The organism is Roseibium sp. AS2 (genome assembly GCF_038900065.1).
Taxonomy (GTDB): Bacteria; Pseudomonadota; Alphaproteobacteria; order Rhizobiales; family Stappiaceae; genus Roseibium.
The window spans coordinates 244,823-261,386 of the sequence record NZ_JBBMQN010000009.1; the positions used below are offsets into that span (position 1 = coordinate 244,823).

A 16,564-nucleotide genomic window follows, 5' to 3' on the forward strand; every position below is an offset into this window, starting at 1 on the left:
ACAAAAGTGGCGTCCTCCGATGGCGTTTGTGGTCGTCGCTGTTTGCTGCGTCATGTTCGCAGTGCCCGTTACCTCGATCCTTGTCTTGAAGCTGGGCGTCAACCGGTTCATCCACGAAACCGAACGGTCCCTTATTCAGCAGGGCGCAATTTACGCCAGTGCCTACGCGGCCGCATTTGAGGCTGCGACCCGCGCAACCGGCGGCGAGAAAATGCCGGGATACTACCTGCCGCCGCCGAAGCGCGTTTTCTGGAACGCAAGAGCCAGAACGTTTCAGTCAATTCTGGATCTCCGCCAGGACACCATCTTGCCGGTCCGGCCGGAAGCGACATCCAGTGACAGGAGACTCGGCCCCAGACACCGTGCAATCGCTTCAAGTCTTGACTTGCTGTCCTCCAGATCCAGCCGTATCACGCTCTCGAACGCCCTTTTTCTTGATCACAACGGTCTCGACCTTCAGTCTGCGGACACCGGCAGCCTGGCCGAGATCTCCGAAGTCAGCACGGCCCTGTCCGGCGGGATCGGAGCCGCCCTGAGGTGGCGCGAGGGCGCGGAAAAAAACGCGACCTTTCTGACCGTCAACCGAGGCACCGGTTTCAGGGTGTTTGTCGCCTATCCGGTGATCAGCGAGAACCGTGTGATTGGGGCCGTCTATCTGTCCAGAACGCCGAGCGAGGTCGTCGCCTACCTGTCCGACGAATGGCTTTCGATTGCAATCCTGACCACCGTTACCGCGCTCGGGGCCGGTGTTCTGGGCACCTTTCTGGTGCGTTGGATATCCGGTCCGGTCCGCAATCTGAGAAATCAGGCAAGTGCCTTGGCCGAAGGGGATCTTGAGAACCTTGAGCCGTTGTCGCACTACGGCACAAGGGAACTCGCCCAACTTGGCGACGCCCTCGTCTTGATGGCCGGGTGTCTTGTGAACCGGTCAACAGACATAAGCACCTACACCACCCATGTGACACACGAACTCAAGGCACCGGTAACGGCAATCTTGTCTGCCTCCGAACTGCTTGAAGACACTTCCCTGCCCGAGGCCTCGCGTCGTGAGTTGCTTGCAACCCTGCAATCACAGGGGAACCGAATGGACCGCCTCCTGAACCAGCTTCGGGAGATGACCAGACTGCAACAAGCAACAAGGGGAACGCCAGCGCAACTCACTGACATGCTCCCGGCATGTCCTTCTCTCCAGATCATCTGCCCTGCGGGTGAAACCTTGCTCCCGCTGTCTCTCCCGCATGGAAAGACGGTGTTGTCGCATCTGGCCCAGAACGCCGTCGGTCACTGCGCCAGCCGGCTGGAAATTACCTGGGAAGACAATGTATTGACGATTGCGGACAATGGTGAGGGATTTCCCCAGGAAGACCTGGGCCGGCTCACGGAACCTTTTTACACCACCCGTCGCGACAGCGGCGGAACAGGGCTTGGCCTGTCGATCGTCGACGCGATCTTGCAGCAATACGGCGCGCATATCGAGCCCGTTCGGTCAATGAGTGGTGCTGTGTTCCGGATTGCATTTCCGGGCTTTGGCCATTCTTCTCGCTGAAACGCGAGAGACGGGCCGATCTGCACAAACCCTGCACCATTCCTGCGCGGCTGCACCGGCGAACCGTTCCGGAACCGACGTTATTTTGCTGTCGTCTCCTTCACGCTCATCCCAGCAACTTCACAAACAAGGCGATTCAAATGACACGTTTTTTAACGCCGGTTGCGCTTCTGGCAGCAGGCATGCTCCTCGGCAGCACGACCGGCCACGCATGGGACAAACCCAGCGAAAGATACCTGGATGTCCACAAGACATACTCCGGCGCGTCCTGTCCCCTGGAGGCAGATCAAATTGCGCATTTCGTTTATTTTGCACGCGATCGCGATGCCATACACGACCATCCGCTCCTGAAGAACGAACGGCTGGCTGGAGCACAGATCATGTATTCCTGGCGGCAATTGGAACCGGCACGCGGCCGCTACGATTTTTCGGCAATTCAGGACGATCTGGTCTATCTGGCCGCGCACGGCAAAAAGCTCTTCGTTCAATTGCAGGACGCTTCATTCTCTCAAGCGTTTAAACCGGTTCCCAACTATCTGCTGACGCTGCAATTTGATGGCGGCGTTTCACCCCAGTTTACCGATGAAGGCCGCCTGGAAGGCTGGGTCGCAAAGCGTTGGAACAGCGCCGTCCAGGACCGGTTTGCTGCACTTCTGGCGGCACTCGGCGCCGAGTTCGACGGAGAGATCGAGGGCCTGAACCTCCAGGAAACCGCAATTGGCATCACCGCTCGAACCGATGCGTCCTTTTCTCCGGAAAAGTATGCGCACGGCCTCAAAGTCAACTTGCGGGCCCTGAAGTCGGCCTTTCCGACGTCAACGGTCATGCAATACGCCAATTTCATGCCCGGCGAATGGCTTCCCTGGGAAAACAAAGGCTATTTGAGAGGGCTCTACGACTTTGGCGAAGAAACCGGCGTGGGTCTTGGGGCGCCCGATCTCATCTACACACGGAAAGGCCAGTTAAACCATGCCCTGGCGATGATGCATGAAGGAAATTACACAACGCCCCTTGGCATCGCAGTCCAGGATGGAAACTACATTGGAACGACAAATACGCTCAAGGTGGTGGACGACCACGAGAACATCGTCCCGGTCCTGCATGCCTTTGCAAAGGATTTCCTGAAGGTCGACTACATGTTCTGGGGGAACCAAAAACCCTATTTCGAACAAGACCTTCTTTCATGCCTCTAGGTGGGGTGCTGTTCCACGCTTGCTTCAAGACCGGGTTGTCGATTGCGAGAACCCGGCCTCAGATCGACCCGATGGTCTTCAGCTTGATGCGCGGATGCACTTCCGCCTGACTCATGATGGTCGTGTGCGCGCGGAAGCGTTCGACGATGGAGCGCACGAACGGCCGGGTCTGCGGTGAGGTCAAGAGCACCGGAACCTCGCCCTGCTGGGCGGCCTCCTCGAAGGCATCGCGCACGCGGCCGACGAATTCCTGGAGTTTGCTCGGCTGCATGGCAAGCTGCCGATCGTCGCCCTCGCCGACGATCGCCTCGAGGAACGCCTGCTCCCATTGGGGCGACAGCGCGACCAGAGGCAGATATCCGCCCGGCGACAGATTGGCGGCGCAGATCTGGCGGCCCAGGCGGGTGCGCACGTGTTCGGCGATGGTGTCGGTGTTCCGGGTCATGCCGGTGGCCTCCGAGACCCCTTCCAGGATGGTTCCCAGATCGCGCACGGAGATCCGCTCGTTGAGCAGCGTCTGCAGCACACGCTGCACACCGGACACCGTGATCTGCGACGGAATCAGGTCCTCGACCAGCTTGGCCTGCTCGCCTTCCAGTTCCTTCAGGAGTTTCTGGACATCGCCATAGGTCAGCAGCTCGCTGATATTGGCCTTGATCGTTTCCGTCAGATGGGTGGACAGAACGGTGGCCGGATCGACCACGGTATAGCCGCGCAGGGACGCATCCTCGCGGTACTGGGCCTCCACCCAGGTCGCAGGCAGGCCGAAGGTCGGCTCGGTGGTGTGCGTTCCCGGCAGCTTGACCTGACCACCGGCCGGATCCATCACCATGAAGTGGTTCGGATAGAGCACGCCGCGCCCGGCCTCGACCTCCTTGACCTTGATCACATAGTCGTTCGCGCCGAGCTGAATATTGTCGAGGATACGCACGGGCGGCATGATCACGCCCATGTCGCCGGCGACCTGGCGGCGCAGCGCCTTGATCTGTTCCGTCAGGATGTCGCCGTCGCCCTGGGCCTTGCCGTTGATCAGCGGCAACAGCGCGTAGCCCAGCTCGATCCTGAGTTCGTCCATCTTCAGCGCATCGGTGATCGGCGGCTCGGGCGGTGGCTTGGGCGCTGCCTCGACCGCCTTGTCCTTGGCGACCTTGACAGCGTCCTGCTTCTTCTTCGAACTTGTCTTGTAGGCCAGATAGCCGGCCAGACCGGCCAGGCTGATGAACGGAAAGATCGGCATGCCCGGCAGCAGCGCCAGGACCACCATGACCGCCGCGGACATGCCGAGCGCCTTCGGATAGCCGGTGAACTGGCTCGTCAACGCCTTGTCGGCGGCACCATGGACGCCGGCCTTGGAGACCAGAAGGCCAGCCGCGGTCGACACGATGAGCGCCGGTATCTGGGAGACCAGACCGTCGCCGATGGTCAGCAGCGTGTAATTGTTGGCCGCCTCGCTGAAAGACAGCTCCATCTGGGCAACACCGATGAAGATGCCCCCCAGGATGTTGATGAACGTGATCAGCAGACCCGCGATGGCATCGCCGCGCACGAATTTGGAGGCACCGTCCATGGCTCCGAAAAAGGAACTTTCGTCCTCCAGGGCCTTCCGGCGCGACTTGGCCTCGCCTTCGTCGATCAGGCCGGCGGACAGATCCGCGTCGATGGCCATCTGCTTGCCGGGCATGGCGTCCAGCGTGAACCGGGCAGCCACTTCGGCGATACGGCCCGAACCCTTGGTGATCACGACGAAGTTCACGATCACCAGGATCGCGAACACGATGATCCCGATGACGAAATTCCCGCCCATGACAAGGTTGCCGAAGGACTGGATGACATTTCCCGCCGCCGCCGTTCCTTCGTGGCCGTTGGCCAGGATAAGCCGCGTCGAGGCAATGTTGAGACCGAGCCGCAACATGGTCGCGATCAGCAGAACGGTCGGAAACGACGAGAATTCCAGGGGTCTCTGGATGAACAGGCCGGTCATCAGGACCAGCACCGAAAAGATGATCGACACGGCCAGGAACATGTCCAGCATGACCGGCGGCATCGGCAGGATCAGCAGCGTCAGGATCACAAGGATACCGGTCGCCAGACCGATATCGCCCTTGCGCAGGGTGTCGATCAGCTCCCGGAGGCTGGGCAGGCCGGAAAGGCCGCCCCCCTGCGGGGGAACGGCAACCGCTTTCTGCTCCGGTGCGGCTCCGTCTTGTCCGCCTGCTGCCGTGTCCGACATTCCGCTTCGGTATCCTCAACTGCGCCGAGAGCCTTTTCTCCGCGCCGATTTCAGTGTCCCGGGTTCAACCGGGCTGTCTCTCTTGTTTCAGCCCCGACCGGGCTGTTCTGCCAGTCTGGTCTGGTCTGGTCTGGCCCGGTCCTGCCCCGGTGTGTTCATTCGGCCCCGACCGGGCCGGGGTCTCACATGCGGGCTTCGCCCGGAGCGGGCACACTGACCCCTTCATCGGTATATTGATTCAGCTTGTTGCGCAGGGTGCGGATCGAGATTCCCAGAATTTTCGCCGCGTGGGTCCGGTTTCCGAGGCAGTGATCCAGCGTGTCCAGAATGAGATCCCTCTCCACGTCGGCGACGGTGCGCCCCACAAACGAGCGTGTCACCGCTTCCGCCGTCTGGGCGGCCCGCTCCGCCGCGCCCTTGGAGCCGCTCAGTGGAGAACCGTCCGGCATGCGGATCGCCTCGACGCCGATATCTTCGCCACTGGCCAGCAGGATGGCCCGATGGATGGTGTTTTCCAGTTCGCGCACGTTGCCCGGCCACGGATTGGACATCAGCGCCTGGCGCGCCTCGGCGGAGACCGGCCTGATCGGCACCCCGTTCGCCTCGGAATAGTGCTTGATGAAAAACTGGGCAAGTTCCATGATATCGGCCGGCCGCGCCCGCAGCGGCGGCAGCTTGAGGTTCACCACATTCAGCCGGAACAGAAGATCTTCGCGGAACTGGCCCTGACGGACGCTGTCGGCCAGATCCCGGTTGGAGGTCGCCAGGATACGGATGTTGACCGGCACCGGACGGGTGCCACCGACGCGATCGATCACCCGCTCCTGGATGGCGCGCAGCAGTTTCGCCTGCAAGCGCACATCCATCTCGGAAATCTCGTCGAGCAGCAGCGTACCGCCGTCGGCTTCCTCGAACTTGCCGATCCGGCGCGCGACCGCTCCGGTGAATGCACCCTTCTCGTGACCGAAAAGCTCGGACTCCAGAAGATGTTCGGGAATGGCGGCGCAATTGATCGAAATATACGGCTTCGACGCCCGGTTGGAGCACTTGTGAACGTGCCGGGCGATCACTTCCTTGCCGGTCCCCGACTCACCCGTGATCAGCACGGACGCCTCCGAGGGCGCGACCTGTTCCGCCAGTTTGACAACCGACGCCATGGAGTCGTCCCGGTAGATCAGGTCGCCGCGCTCCTGCGCGACCGCTGCCAGCACGGCGGCGATCAGCTCCGGATCCGGCGGCAGCGGAATGTATTCCTTGGCCCCTGCCCGGATGGCGGACACGGCCGCCTGCGCATCCGTCTCGACGCCGCAGGCAACCACGGGCACATGCACGCGTTCGCTCTGGAGTTTGGCGATCAGACCGGCGATATCGAGATGCACCTCGACCATCAGGAGATCCGCGCCACGCCCGGACCTGAGCACTTTCAACGCGCCTTCGACATCGTCCGCATGGGTGACCTGAGCCCCGCCCTGCATCGCGATCTTTGAGGCCATTGTCAGCTGGCCGCCGAGAGTTCCGACTATTAACAGACGCATCTGCTGTTCTTCCTATCGATCCGTCTTGATTATTTCCGTCATGGTCACGCCCAGCTTGTCCTCCACCAGGACAACTTCCCCGCGCGCGACCAGACGGTTGTTCACATAGATGTCGATGGCTTCACCGACTTTCCGGTCGAGTTCGAGAACGGTTCCGGACGCCAGTTTCAGAAGCTCGGACACATGCATTTTCGAATGCCCGAGAACTGCCGAGATCCGGACCGGGACGTCGAACACGGCCTCGAGATCCGCCGCGGACTGGGCCACGAGCGGCTCACCGTCATCGGCCGGACGCTCCGGTGCTTCCAGCTCGTCGAGCGGGATGTTTGTGTCCTGTTCGTCGCTCATTCGTCAGTTCCCTTTTCCGCCGGTGCGACGGGTGCCTTTGCGCGTTTTTCTGAACTTCGCGCCCGCAGGTAGGTGCGTATGCTCGCGTCGATCTCTGTTTCGAGTGCTTTCCGGTCCCGCCGGATGCCGCCGTCCGCCCATTCGATATGGCAGTCCCCGCGACTTATTTCGGGTTCTCCGAGGATCACCAGACGGCCTTCGAAGCCCTTCTCGTGCACAATGGGATCCACCTGGCTCTTGAGCGCCTCGACGTCTTTTTCCGCGATACGGATGACGAGATGCGGAGCATTGCGCAACGGTCCCAGGCATTCTGACACCAACGCCACCGTTTCCGCCAGCGGCTGGCGTGCAATGAGGTGTGCACACAGGCGTCTGGCCACAAGAAATGCGAGGCTGATGGCGTCTTTCTCGCGGGTGGCCTGCACGTCATCGAGAGTTTTCAGGACATCGCCGACTGCGGACACCAGGTGGCCGACTTCCGCGGTCAACAGAGTCTCCTGCTTTGTCTGCAGATCCTCAAGCGCCTTCGCCCGGCCTTCCTCGAAGGCCTGAGCCTTCGCCGTCTTCAGCAGCTGCTTGTGTTCACCGACCGGCATCATCGGGATTTCCGGTTCGGGCGGCGCGACCACTTCCGGCTCCTCCGGTTCGGAGAAGTCCATGTTGAACAGATATTTCGACGGGTTGGTCATGCTGCCCATTCTGTTGTAGCTACCTGCCGGCTCACGCATCAGTAAATGATCTCGTCATCGCTCTTGGATTTGGAAATCATGATCTCGCCCTTCGCGGCCAGATCCTTGGCTTTGTTCACCATGCTCGTCTGCACTTCGTCCACGTCGCGCAGCCGGACGGGTCCGAGCGCGTCCATGTCGTCCTGCAGCAACTTCGCCGCCCGCGACGACATGTTTCCGAAGAAGAAGTCCCTGGCGGCGTCGGTGGAGCCCTTGAGCGCGATCGCCAACTGGTCCTTTTCCACGTGGCGCAGCAGGGTCTGGGCGCTTGCCGCATCCAGCTTGAGCAAGTCGTCGAAGGTGAACATAAGCGTCTTGATGCGGTCGGCCGCTTCGCGATTGTCTTCCTCGAGCGCCGCCAGGAACCGGGCTTCCGTCTGCCGGTCGAAATTGTTGAAGATCTCGGCCATCATCTCGTGGCTGTCGCGCCGCGAGGTGTTGGTCAGGTTGGACATGAATTCGACCCGGAGCGTCTGCTCCACCTTTTCCAGAACATCCTTCTGCACCGCGTCCATGCGCAGCATGCGGCTGACCACTTCGAGCGCCAGCTCTTCCGGCAGAATGCCGAGCACCCGGGCCGCATGGTCGGAATTGATCTTCGACAGCACCACCGCGACGGTCTGCGGGTATTCGTTCTTCAGATAGTTCGCGAGAACGTTCTCCTGCACATTGGAGAGCTTCTCCCACATGTTGCGCCCGGCCGGACCCCGGATTTCCTCCATGATGACGGAGACCTTGTCGCCGGGAAGAAAACTGCCCAGTAGCCGCTCGGTGGCGTCCACGTTTCCGGTCAGGGCGCCGGTGGAACTCACACGCCGGACGAAGTCCTTGAACAGGTCCTCCAGCATGGTGGGGGTGACAGGACCGAGATTGGCAAGGGCGGCCGATACCTGGCGCACCTCGATCTCGTCCAGTTTCTGCCAGATCGGAGCGCCATGGGTTTCTCCGAGGGCCAACAGCAGAACAGCGGCCCGCTCCGCGCCCTTGAGCTCGCGATCCTCCTCGTCGGCATTGACCTGAAGCTGGTTCTGGAGTTGATCGCTTGCCATCAGGCCGCCTGCTCATCCAGCCAGCCGCGGACGATGGTCACCGCTTCGGTCGGATGGTCCTTGATCATTTCGCCAACCTTGGTAATCGAGCTTGCCTGCATGGCGCCTTCCTGCTTGGCCTGTTCGAGCCATTCGATGACGAATGCGTCGTCTTCGGCGGCTTCCATAGGCACCTCCGTTTCGACCACAAGCGTGCCGTCCGGTCCAATCATCAGTTCCTGGGGCTGCTTTTCTTCCGGTGTGACGATCCGGCGAAGCAGCGGGCGGACCACGAACAGCAGCAGCAACAGCGCGATCAGGAACAGGACGCCCAGTTCGGCAAACCGGATAATGTCGTCACGGGTGAACTCGAACAGGCCGTCTCCCTCGGCCAGAAGATCGCCCTGCGGCGGCATGGCAAACTGCAGGTTCACCACTTCGACACTGTCGCCACGGCCCTGGTCGAAGCCGACCGCGGAGCGCACCAGAACGGCGATCCGGTCCAGGGTTTCCTGGGACCGGGGCGTGTAAACGTTGTCGCCGTCGCCGTTTGGCTCGTAGGTGCCGTCGACCAGGACGGCCACGGACAGGCGCTTGACCTGACCTGCCTCGACAATCTCCGTCCGGGTCGAGCGGGAAATCTCGTAGTTGACGATCTCTTCGGTCAGGGTCGCGGTATCGCGCTCGCCTTCACCCTGCCCTGCATCCGCATTGGGAAGCTGGTTGCCGACCGTCACCTGTCCGTTCCGGGATACGGCGGAGGAGGCCTCTTCCTTGGACTGGGTCGAACGCACCACCTGGCCTTCCGGGTCAAAGGTTTCAGTCGTCTCGGTCAGGCGGTTGTAGTCGACTTCCGCATTGACCCGGACCCTGGCCCGACCCGGACCGACCACCGAATTCAGGATCTCCTCGATCTGGTCGCGCAGCCGGGTCTCCACCGCCACGGTCCGCTCCTGCAGGGAGGCGGAGACCATGCCGTCCTCGTCGTTTCCGACGCCCGAGGCCAGCAGACGGCCGCTTTCGTCGACGATCGACACCCTGTCCGGGTCCATTCCGTCGACGGCCGTGGCGACAAGGTGCTGAACCGCGCGGATTTCACCGGGGCCGAGAGCGCCGCGCACATTCAGAACGATGGAGGCGGAGGGCGGGCGGCGGTCCTTCTGGAACAGCTGCCGCTCCGGAATCACCAGGTGGACGCGGGCAGCACGAATGCGGTCAAGGGAGCTGATGGAACGGGCCAGCTCACCCTCGACGGCTCTGAGATGATTGATGTTCTGAACGAAACTGGTCGCGCCGAGCGTGTCGCTCCGGTCGAAGATCTCGTAACCGATGGAGCCGCCCGTCGGCAGGCCTTCAGCGGCCAGTTGCATCCGCAGCCGGTCAACCTGCTCCCTCGGCACGAGAATGGTCGAACCCTGCCGCTTCAGCTGAAACTGCACGCCCTGGCTTTCCAGCTGGGAGACGACGCCCGCGGAATCCTCCAGCGTGAGTTCATTGTAGAGCGTGGTCATCTGAGGCGCCGTAACCCGGAAGATGATGAACGCGAACACACCGATCAGGATCGCGGCAACCGCGCCCATCGCGGCTATGCGCGTTGGCCCCAAGGCTTTTATGAAATCTGTCAGTCCGTTCACGAATGCCCGCCCGCATTTGAAACATGCCATTACCGTTATTAGGGGAGTCGGCTTGGCACGCCACACCTTCGATGGGCAAAATTTGCCGCCCAGACGGTTAACAAGAGGTTAACAGCCCGGACTGCACGATCGTAAATTGGCGGCTTTCCGCGTTTTCGCTTAATGCAAAACGCAACTCAGGTGGGGAAAAACTGCCTACCGCGTTAATGTTTGGATAAGTTTTGCCCGGACTTCGCTCGGCGGCCCTGTCCGAACACACGGGCATCACGGCTCCGAAGGCGCGCGCAAGCGACACGACCGCGCCTGGCCCGAAATCCATGCGGCCCCGGAAGTCACTTGAGCCCGGTGGCACACATGGCCGTCGGCGATGGCCCTGCTTGCGCCGGCGCGGACAAAAACCGGACAAAAAAAAGGCCGGCACAGCCGACCCTTCCAAGGCGCAACGCGCGCCTTGTTTTCCGCAATGGTCCCGGTTAGTTCCGGTACTGCTGGACTCTCGTTGCCCGCAAACCGGCCAGGCCGTGCTTTTCGATGGAGCTCTGCCAGGAGAGGAATTCCTCCACTGTCAGAGTGTATCTCTGGCAGGCCTCCTCCAGAGACAGAAGACCACCGCGAACAGCAGCGACAACTTCCGCCTTCCGGCGGATGACCCACCGTTTTGTCGACGTCGGCGGCAGGTCCGCTATGGTGAGCGGGCTTCCGTCGGGTCCGATGACATATTTAACACGCGAACGAATTTGTTCGGTCATTGTACTCTCACACTAACCATGACCAAGGTTTAGAGAGATTACAGGATGTCGCTTAACAAACGACTAAAGCAAAATTGAGTTTTTATTAACTATAAAATCCAAATTTAATGAATAGTATTTACGATTTTACGAAAAGATATACTCCAATTGTAAATGCCCATAACAGGTTTTGTTAACCATGTTTACCTGCTCGTGCAATTTGCGAGGCAAAGCGAACAGACTCGCAAATTGCGCAAGCGCCATCCACGACCCTTGATCCAGATCCGTCTCATCATTTTCAGGAGTCGATCGAGCAGAAGGCCTTCAGCGCCCGGCGCCGCCCTTGTCCGGCCGAAACGCCGGTTCTCCGGCCCTTCCGGCGCGAAAGCCGTACCGGCCGACTTCAATCCGGTCGGCGGAGAGCGCCGCCAGGACGGACCCACGGAAAATTCAGGCGCGCCCGGGAAAGTGGCTCAGCTCCCGGGCAGGCCAGAACACGTCAGAATGTGGCAGGCCGCGTCAGGACGGGCGAGCGACCGACATGACGGCACTGACGGGGAAACGCTGATTGCCCACCTGCAGGATGGGCTCGCCACTGGACCAGTCCACACTGTCGACAACCCCGGAAACGGTCGTCCGCACGGCTTCCGACCGGCTGGACGCGTCCTTGACGTCGAAGGAGATGGTGTAGAGCCCGTCGACGGCGTCCTGACCGGAATCCGTCTGACCGTTCCAGTGGAAGGTTCCACTGCCCGCGTCCAGCTCCACATCGCCGCTGTAGACGACTGCCCCACCCGAATTGCGGATCTCGAAGGTTCCGGTGGCGGCTTCGGTGATGTCGTAGTCCCAGCTTGCCTGGCTGCCCGAGAGCGCCGTGGTCGAGGCATCGGCCGTGACTTCATTGCCGATGTAGTTGACATAGCTGAGGCTCTGGCTGCTTTGCAGCGAAGCTATGATTTCCTCGAGATTCTTGTTCTGCTGAATCGACTGTTCAACATTCGAATATTCCACCAGCTGCGACGTGTATTCCGCCGAGTCCAGCGGATCGAGCGGGTCCTGATTCTGGATCTGCGTCGTCAGAATGTTCAGAAACAACTCGTAATTCGCGATCAGGCCCGACTGGCTGCCGGCGGCACTGCTGCCGGCGGCAGCTGTGGATGTCGAAGGTATTGTGGTCATGTTTCACTCCTGGGCCGGATACCGTGCCCTCTAAACTTTCATGTCCAGGCCGCCGCGCTGTTCGGCGAGCATCAGCCGGACCCTGTCGCCGGCCTCCTGATCTGTGTCGGACGATCCGTCGGACGCGTCCTCTGCGGAAGCCGATTGCCGGTCGCCATCGCCCTGGCCGGAAGCGAAGTCACCGCCGCCGTCCTGTTTCAGGGAGAACTGCAGGTCTCCGGTGTCGGCGGACATGCCTACGGCTTCCAGGGCCCGTTCCAGGCCCCGCTGATCCCGCAGGAACATGTCGAGCGTCTCCGGCCGTTCAACGATCAGATGCGCCTGAACGCTGCCGTCGGCGGACACTCTCATGTTGACGTCCACACGGCCGAGTTCCGGCGGGTCGAACCGCATCTGGAACCGGGTATGTCCGTTTTTCAGGTTCCGGACGATTTCGGCCGCGACCTGCGTGGCCGCGTGAGAGGACTGGGTCTGGTTGGGCGTTTGCAGGCTTTCCGTGCGCATGGCGCCGTTCAGGTCGCCGCCGCGCACGCTCGCCGTGATGAACTCCGTGCCCGCTCCAGGTTCCGGTGTGCCGGCGGGAAGCTCGGCATCCTCCGGCAGCAGAGCCGATGCTGCCGCAAGGGCGGCCTGAGATCCGGCGGCACCGGCCTGAGCGTCGAGGCGCGCCGCCGGTCCCTGGCCGGGTTCAGCCCCGCCCTGACCAGCACCGGGAGATGCCGGCCCGGCGGCCGTCTGCGACGTACCGGCCGCGAGCTTGTCGGACGCCCCGCTCTCGCCTCCGGCGGATGAACCGTTTTCAGGCAGCGGCGGCAACAGCCCGCTCGCCGCATCCCCGGAAGACGCCGTTGCCCCGGCCGCAACCGGAGCCGGCGCCGCGCCGGCCTGGGCAGGACCTGCCGTCATCGCGGCAGCCTCACCCGTTGCGCTCCCGCCGGACGGCGCCGCCGTCACAGGTGCGGTGGCAACCGGCACCGGCAGGGCCTGACCAGTGGCCGGACCGGCACCCGCCGGACCGGACTGGGCCGGTTTCGACCCGTTGCCGGCCGGCAGCGCTCCGGCATTCATCGATGCGAGGGCGGCCTCACCGCCCCCCGGCACTCCCGCTGCTGCCAGGCCGGCAGCTGCAAGGCCGGCGGAAGCCGCCGCCGGAGTTGCGGGCACCTGAACCTGTGCGGGTGCCCTGAATTCCTGGGCCAGTTCGTTGGTCCAGCGCCGCCCGGCCTTGACCGCATCCTGACCGGAGGCATCCACCGAAACGGCCGGACCTGCGCCCTCACCTGCCCCCTTCGTGCCTCCTGCGACCCCTGCCGCTGAAGACAGCTGCGGATCTGCGGCCCCGCCGCCGACGGCAGGCGCAATCCCGCCGGCCGCACCTGCCACTGAACCGGCGCCATTCCCAGTTCCATTCCCGGCGCCAGTGCCGGCACCCAAAGGCGCCGCGCCCGAAGGCACCGGCCCCGAAGATGCCAGACCCGGCGCGGGTACAGATGAAGTTCCGGAACCGGACCCCGGCACGGCCGCATCAGGCAACGCCGCTTCCGCGCCAGGAAATACCGGCGCCATCGCGGCGACGGCCGGAACGGCCTCGCCGGGCACCGGCATGTCGGGGGTCTGCTCGCCTGTCTGTTCTTCGCCCGGAACCGCGTCACCCTCCGGCACCGCACCCGTCGTGGCTGCCTGCGTAGCCACGTCCGGACCTGCCCCATCGGCCGGATCAGTAAGCAGGGCCACCGTCAGCGGCTGAGACGGCGCCGCGGCGTCTCCGGCGGCCTCGCTCAGCACCCGGATCGCGTCATTCGCCGAGCTTGTCTGCGGCTGCCCCTGCGCGACGGCTCCAGCCTGAGTGGCCGCGCCCGGATCGGCTGCCGCGGCGTCCTGGGCGCCAAGCGCCTTCAGCTCGTCGGCAAAACCTGTCTCCCGCGCTCCAGGCCCGGAATTCGCGGCAAGCCCACCGGCGGCCGCGCCCGCAGCCCCCGGCACTTGCCCGGCACCGGCAGCAAGCGCCCCGGCAGATACATCCGTTGTCAGTCCAAATGGCAGCACGTGCGCCCCCGAAATCTTCGCCCGTCACTGCGGGCACATGTCGTCGGAGGAACAGAAGCAAACATCGGGCCAACCTGATACTTTCAAAAGATGACTGAATTCATTGAGAAAATACTCACCTGCCTGCCCGGGGATGCGGGCGGCGGGCGGCAAGCTTTGCCGGTCAGGCAATGCGTGCCTGCCATGTTGGCCCCGTGTGCTGACACCGTGTGCTGACCCCGCGTGCTGCCCTGTTATGCAGAGAGCGCATTTGGCATCCTCCGCCCATATCTGTATAGTGCCGTCAACGATACGTATTGGCCCGGGGAAGCGTCCCCGAGATCGGCCCGCCGTCCTCCTGACCGGAGCGGGCGGCCCGGATGCGCAAAGCGTCCGGTGCGCATGATCGGCCAGGATTTCTGGAAGCTTGAGAGAATGCGAAACAGTCTGGATCTGCCCGGCCGCCCGGAAGACACGCGCGTTGTCGTTGCCATGTCCGGTGGTGTCGACAGCTCGGTCGTTGCCGCCCTGATGAAGCAGCAGGGCTATGATGTCGTCGGCGTCACGCTGCAGCTTTACGATCATGGCGCCCTGGTCGCCAAGGCGAAGTCCTGCTGCGCCGGGGTCGACATTCACGACGCCCGCCGGGCGGCGGAGACAATCGGCATTCCCCATTACGTGCTGGACTATGAAAGCCGGTTCAAGGAACAGGTCATGGACCGGTTCGCCGACAGCTACATCGCCGGCGAAACGCCGATCCCCTGCGTGTCCTGCAACCAGACGGTCAAATTCACCGACCTCCTGAAGACCGCGCGGGACCTGGGCGCAGACGCCCTGGCCACGGGCCATTACGTGCGCTCCGAGGCGGCGGGCAACAGGCGCGCTCTCTACCGGCCCGCCGATCTCGACCGGGACCAGAGCTATTTCCTGTTCGCCACAACCCAGGAGCAGCTCGACTTCGTCCGGTTTCCGCTCGGCGGCATGCCCAAGTCGAAAGTACGCGAACTGGCGGCCGGGTTCGGCCTGTCGGTCGCGGGCAAGCCGGACAGCCAGGACATCTGCTTCGTGCCGGACGGCGACTATGCCGCCGTCATCCGCAAGCTGCGCCCCAACGCGGCCGAACCGGGCGCGATCGTCCATATGGACGGCAGGACCCTCGGCCGGCACGACGGCATCATCCACTACACCATCGGCCAGCGCCGCGGCCTCGGCGTCGCCACCGGCGAGCCGCTGTATGTGGTTCGCCTCGACCCGGAGGAACGCCGTGTGGTGGTCGGCCCGCGCGCCGCGCTGGCAACCCGGACGATCCTTTTGCGCGAGATGAACTGGATCGGCGACCAGCCCCTCGACGAGGGCGACGAGATCGAGATCTTCGCCAAGGTCCGCTCCACCCGCCCGCCGGCGCCGGCGACCTTGCGGATCCTCAACGGCAAGGCCTTTGTCGACCTCTCCAACGCCGAAACCGGCGTCGCTCCCGGCCAGGCCTGCGTCTTCTTCGACGGCGACGATGAAACCGCCCGTGTTCTGGGCGGCGGCTGGATCCACAAGACCGAGCGCACCGGCTCCTGGACCATCGATTTTCCACAAGCCGAAGCGCCGGTTACGGCCACCTGACGGGCCCGGCAAAAGAATGCGCGCGGGCGCAAGATCCACGCTTGACGCCCGCCCGCAGCCTCACTATAAGCACCCCACGTCGCGAGGGGCCTTCCACGGTCCTGCCGCATGGATGGCGGAGTAGCTCAGCTGGTTAGAGCAGCGGAATCATAATCCGCGTGTCGGGGGTTCAAGTCCCTCCTCCGCTACCATTTCCCTGAAAATATGGAAATTTCTGTTCTGGATGTAAAGTCGGCATCGCGATCACCGCGAGAACGTGCGATCGAAAACTGTTGCGAACACTTTTTTCCACAGCATCAACACCTGCCGAAAAACGGAACGTGTCACCCATGTGTTCGCAACTTCCTGAAGGACGAAAGCGTGAAGCTCCCGGCTGACGTTCTCCTGGACGAACAGGCCAGCGCCTACAATGCCCTGATTGCGCGTGCTGAAAACCCGTCGGACACTGAAGAATTGCTTAGCCTCATTCCCTGGTTCGAAGCTCGTCTCCGAAGATCCCTCAAGGCCACAGCCGTTGCACCAGAGATCGGGAACCAACAGGCTTGACGGCAATCTAGACCAAAAGTCGCGTCCTCGAGCGTCGAAAACGAACCGGCTATGCCTTTGCGAAAGCCACCTCATCGTGATCGTGATTGAATAGCCCCTAGATTTGTAGACGCCTTCTTTCCTAAATTTGAGGCAAGGTGGCCATGATGGGCCCGAGCAATTTCAGTGATGATTTCAAACGGGACGCGGTGGCGCAGATCACCGAGCGCGGCTATCCGGTCGCGGAGGTG

Annotated in this window: 14 protein-coding genes and 1 tRNA gene; 5 read left to right on the forward strand and 10 right to left on the reverse strand. The window is 62.5% G+C overall.

Going from position 1 to position 16,564, the window contains the following annotated elements; all coding sequences use genetic code 11:
- The first annotated feature begins 19 nt into the window (after positions 1–19).
- Complete coding sequence (locus tag WNZ15_RS23675; RefSeq protein ID WP_342895505.1) at positions 20–1,546, forward strand: HAMP domain-containing sensor histidine kinase; 1,527 nt, start codon at positions 20–22, stop codon at positions 1,544–1,546.
- Positions 1,547–1,686: 140 nt separating this feature from the next.
- On the forward strand, positions 1,687–2,739 hold the full coding sequence (locus WNZ15_RS23680; RefSeq protein WP_342895506.1) for a hypothetical protein: 1,053 nt from the start codon (positions 1,687–1,689) through the stop codon (positions 2,737–2,739).
- Positions 2,740–2,797: 58 nt separating this feature from the next.
- Here the strand turns inward: WNZ15_RS23680 and flhA are convergent, their stop codons facing one another.
- The 9 genes from flhA to WNZ15_RS23725 all read right to left on the reverse strand — a co-directional run bounded on the left by flhA (position 2,798) and on the right by WNZ15_RS23725 (position 14,195).
- Positions 2,798–4,969 (reverse strand): flagellar biosynthesis protein FlhA, encoded by a 2,172-nt coding sequence (gene flhA / locus WNZ15_RS23685; RefSeq protein WP_342895507.1) that lies wholly within the window; start codon positions 4,967–4,969, stop codon positions 2,798–2,800.
- A gap of 182 nt (positions 4,970–5,151) precedes the next feature.
- Entirely contained in the window at positions 5,152–6,504 is a 1,353-nt protein-coding gene (locus tag WNZ15_RS23690) for a sigma-54 dependent transcriptional regulator (RefSeq protein WP_342895508.1), read from the reverse strand.
- 12 nt (positions 6,505–6,516) lie between these two features.
- Positions 6,517–6,852: a flagellar motor switch protein FliN gene (gene fliN / locus WNZ15_RS23695; RefSeq protein ID WP_342895509.1), complete on the reverse strand. Its 336-nt coding sequence runs from the start codon at positions 6,850–6,852 to the stop codon at positions 6,517–6,519.
- Positions 6,849–7,580: a FliH/SctL family protein gene (locus WNZ15_RS23700; RefSeq protein WP_342895510.1), complete on the reverse strand. Its 732-nt coding sequence runs from the start codon at positions 7,578–7,580 to the stop codon at positions 6,849–6,851. The genes fliN and WNZ15_RS23700 overlap by 4 nt, the downstream gene beginning before the upstream one ends.
- Positions 7,580–8,629, reverse strand: a complete 1,050-nt coding sequence (gene fliG / locus WNZ15_RS23705; RefSeq protein ID WP_342895511.1) for a flagellar motor switch protein FliG — start codon at positions 8,627–8,629, stop codon at positions 7,580–7,582. The genes WNZ15_RS23700 and fliG overlap by 1 nt, the downstream gene beginning before the upstream one ends.
- Positions 8,629–10,242, reverse strand: a complete 1,614-nt coding sequence (gene fliF / locus WNZ15_RS23710) for a flagellar basal-body MS-ring/collar protein FliF (RefSeq protein WP_342895512.1) — start codon at positions 10,240–10,242, stop codon at positions 8,629–8,631. Before fliF ends, fliG begins: the two co-directional genes overlap by 1 nt.
- Before the next feature lie 473 nt (positions 10,243–10,715).
- A complete protein-coding gene (locus tag WNZ15_RS23715; protein ID WP_068412649.1) occupies positions 10,716–10,991 on the reverse strand; it encodes a DUF1153 domain-containing protein in 276 nt (91 codons plus the stop codon).
- Positions 10,992–11,489: 498 nt separating this feature from the next.
- Positions 11,490–12,149 carry a flagellar hook capping FlgD N-terminal domain-containing protein gene (locus WNZ15_RS23720; protein ID WP_342895513.1) on the reverse strand — a complete coding sequence of 220 codons (660 nt, stop codon included), beginning with the start codon at positions 12,147–12,149 and terminating at the stop codon, positions 11,490–11,492.
- A gap of 30 nt (positions 12,150–12,179) precedes the next feature.
- Entirely contained in the window at positions 12,180–14,195 is a 2,016-nt protein-coding gene (locus WNZ15_RS23725) for a flagellar hook-length control protein FliK (RefSeq protein WP_342895514.1), read from the reverse strand.
- A 414-nt stretch (positions 14,196–14,609) separates the two neighbouring features.
- On the opposite strand from WNZ15_RS23725, the gene mnmA reads away from it, so the two are divergent.
- Together mnmA and WNZ15_RS23735 are read left to right on the forward strand one after the other, a co-directional pair.
- The gene (gene mnmA, locus WNZ15_RS23730) at positions 14,610–15,788 is read left to right on the forward strand and encodes a tRNA 2-thiouridine(34) synthase MnmA (RefSeq protein WP_342895515.1); all 1,179 of its coding nucleotides are present in this window, start codon (positions 14,610–14,612) and stop codon (positions 15,786–15,788) included.
- A 114-nt stretch (positions 15,789–15,902) separates the two neighbouring features.
- A tRNA-Met gene (locus WNZ15_RS23735) sits at positions 15,903–15,979 on the forward strand.
- On the opposite strand, the gene WNZ15_RS23740 is transcribed toward WNZ15_RS23735, so the two are convergent.
- Positions 15,958–16,119, reverse strand: coding sequence for a hypothetical protein (locus tag WNZ15_RS23740; protein WP_342895516.1), 162 nt, complete (start codon positions 16,117–16,119; stop codon positions 15,958–15,960). The two genes, WNZ15_RS23735 and WNZ15_RS23740, sit on opposite strands and share 22 nt — an antisense overlap.
- 361 nt (positions 16,120–16,480) lie before the next feature.
- Here WNZ15_RS23740 and WNZ15_RS23745 point away from each other — a divergent pair.
- A partial coding sequence (locus WNZ15_RS23745; protein ID WP_342895521.1) for a transposase occupies positions 16,481–16,564 on the forward strand: 84 nt, incomplete at its 3' end.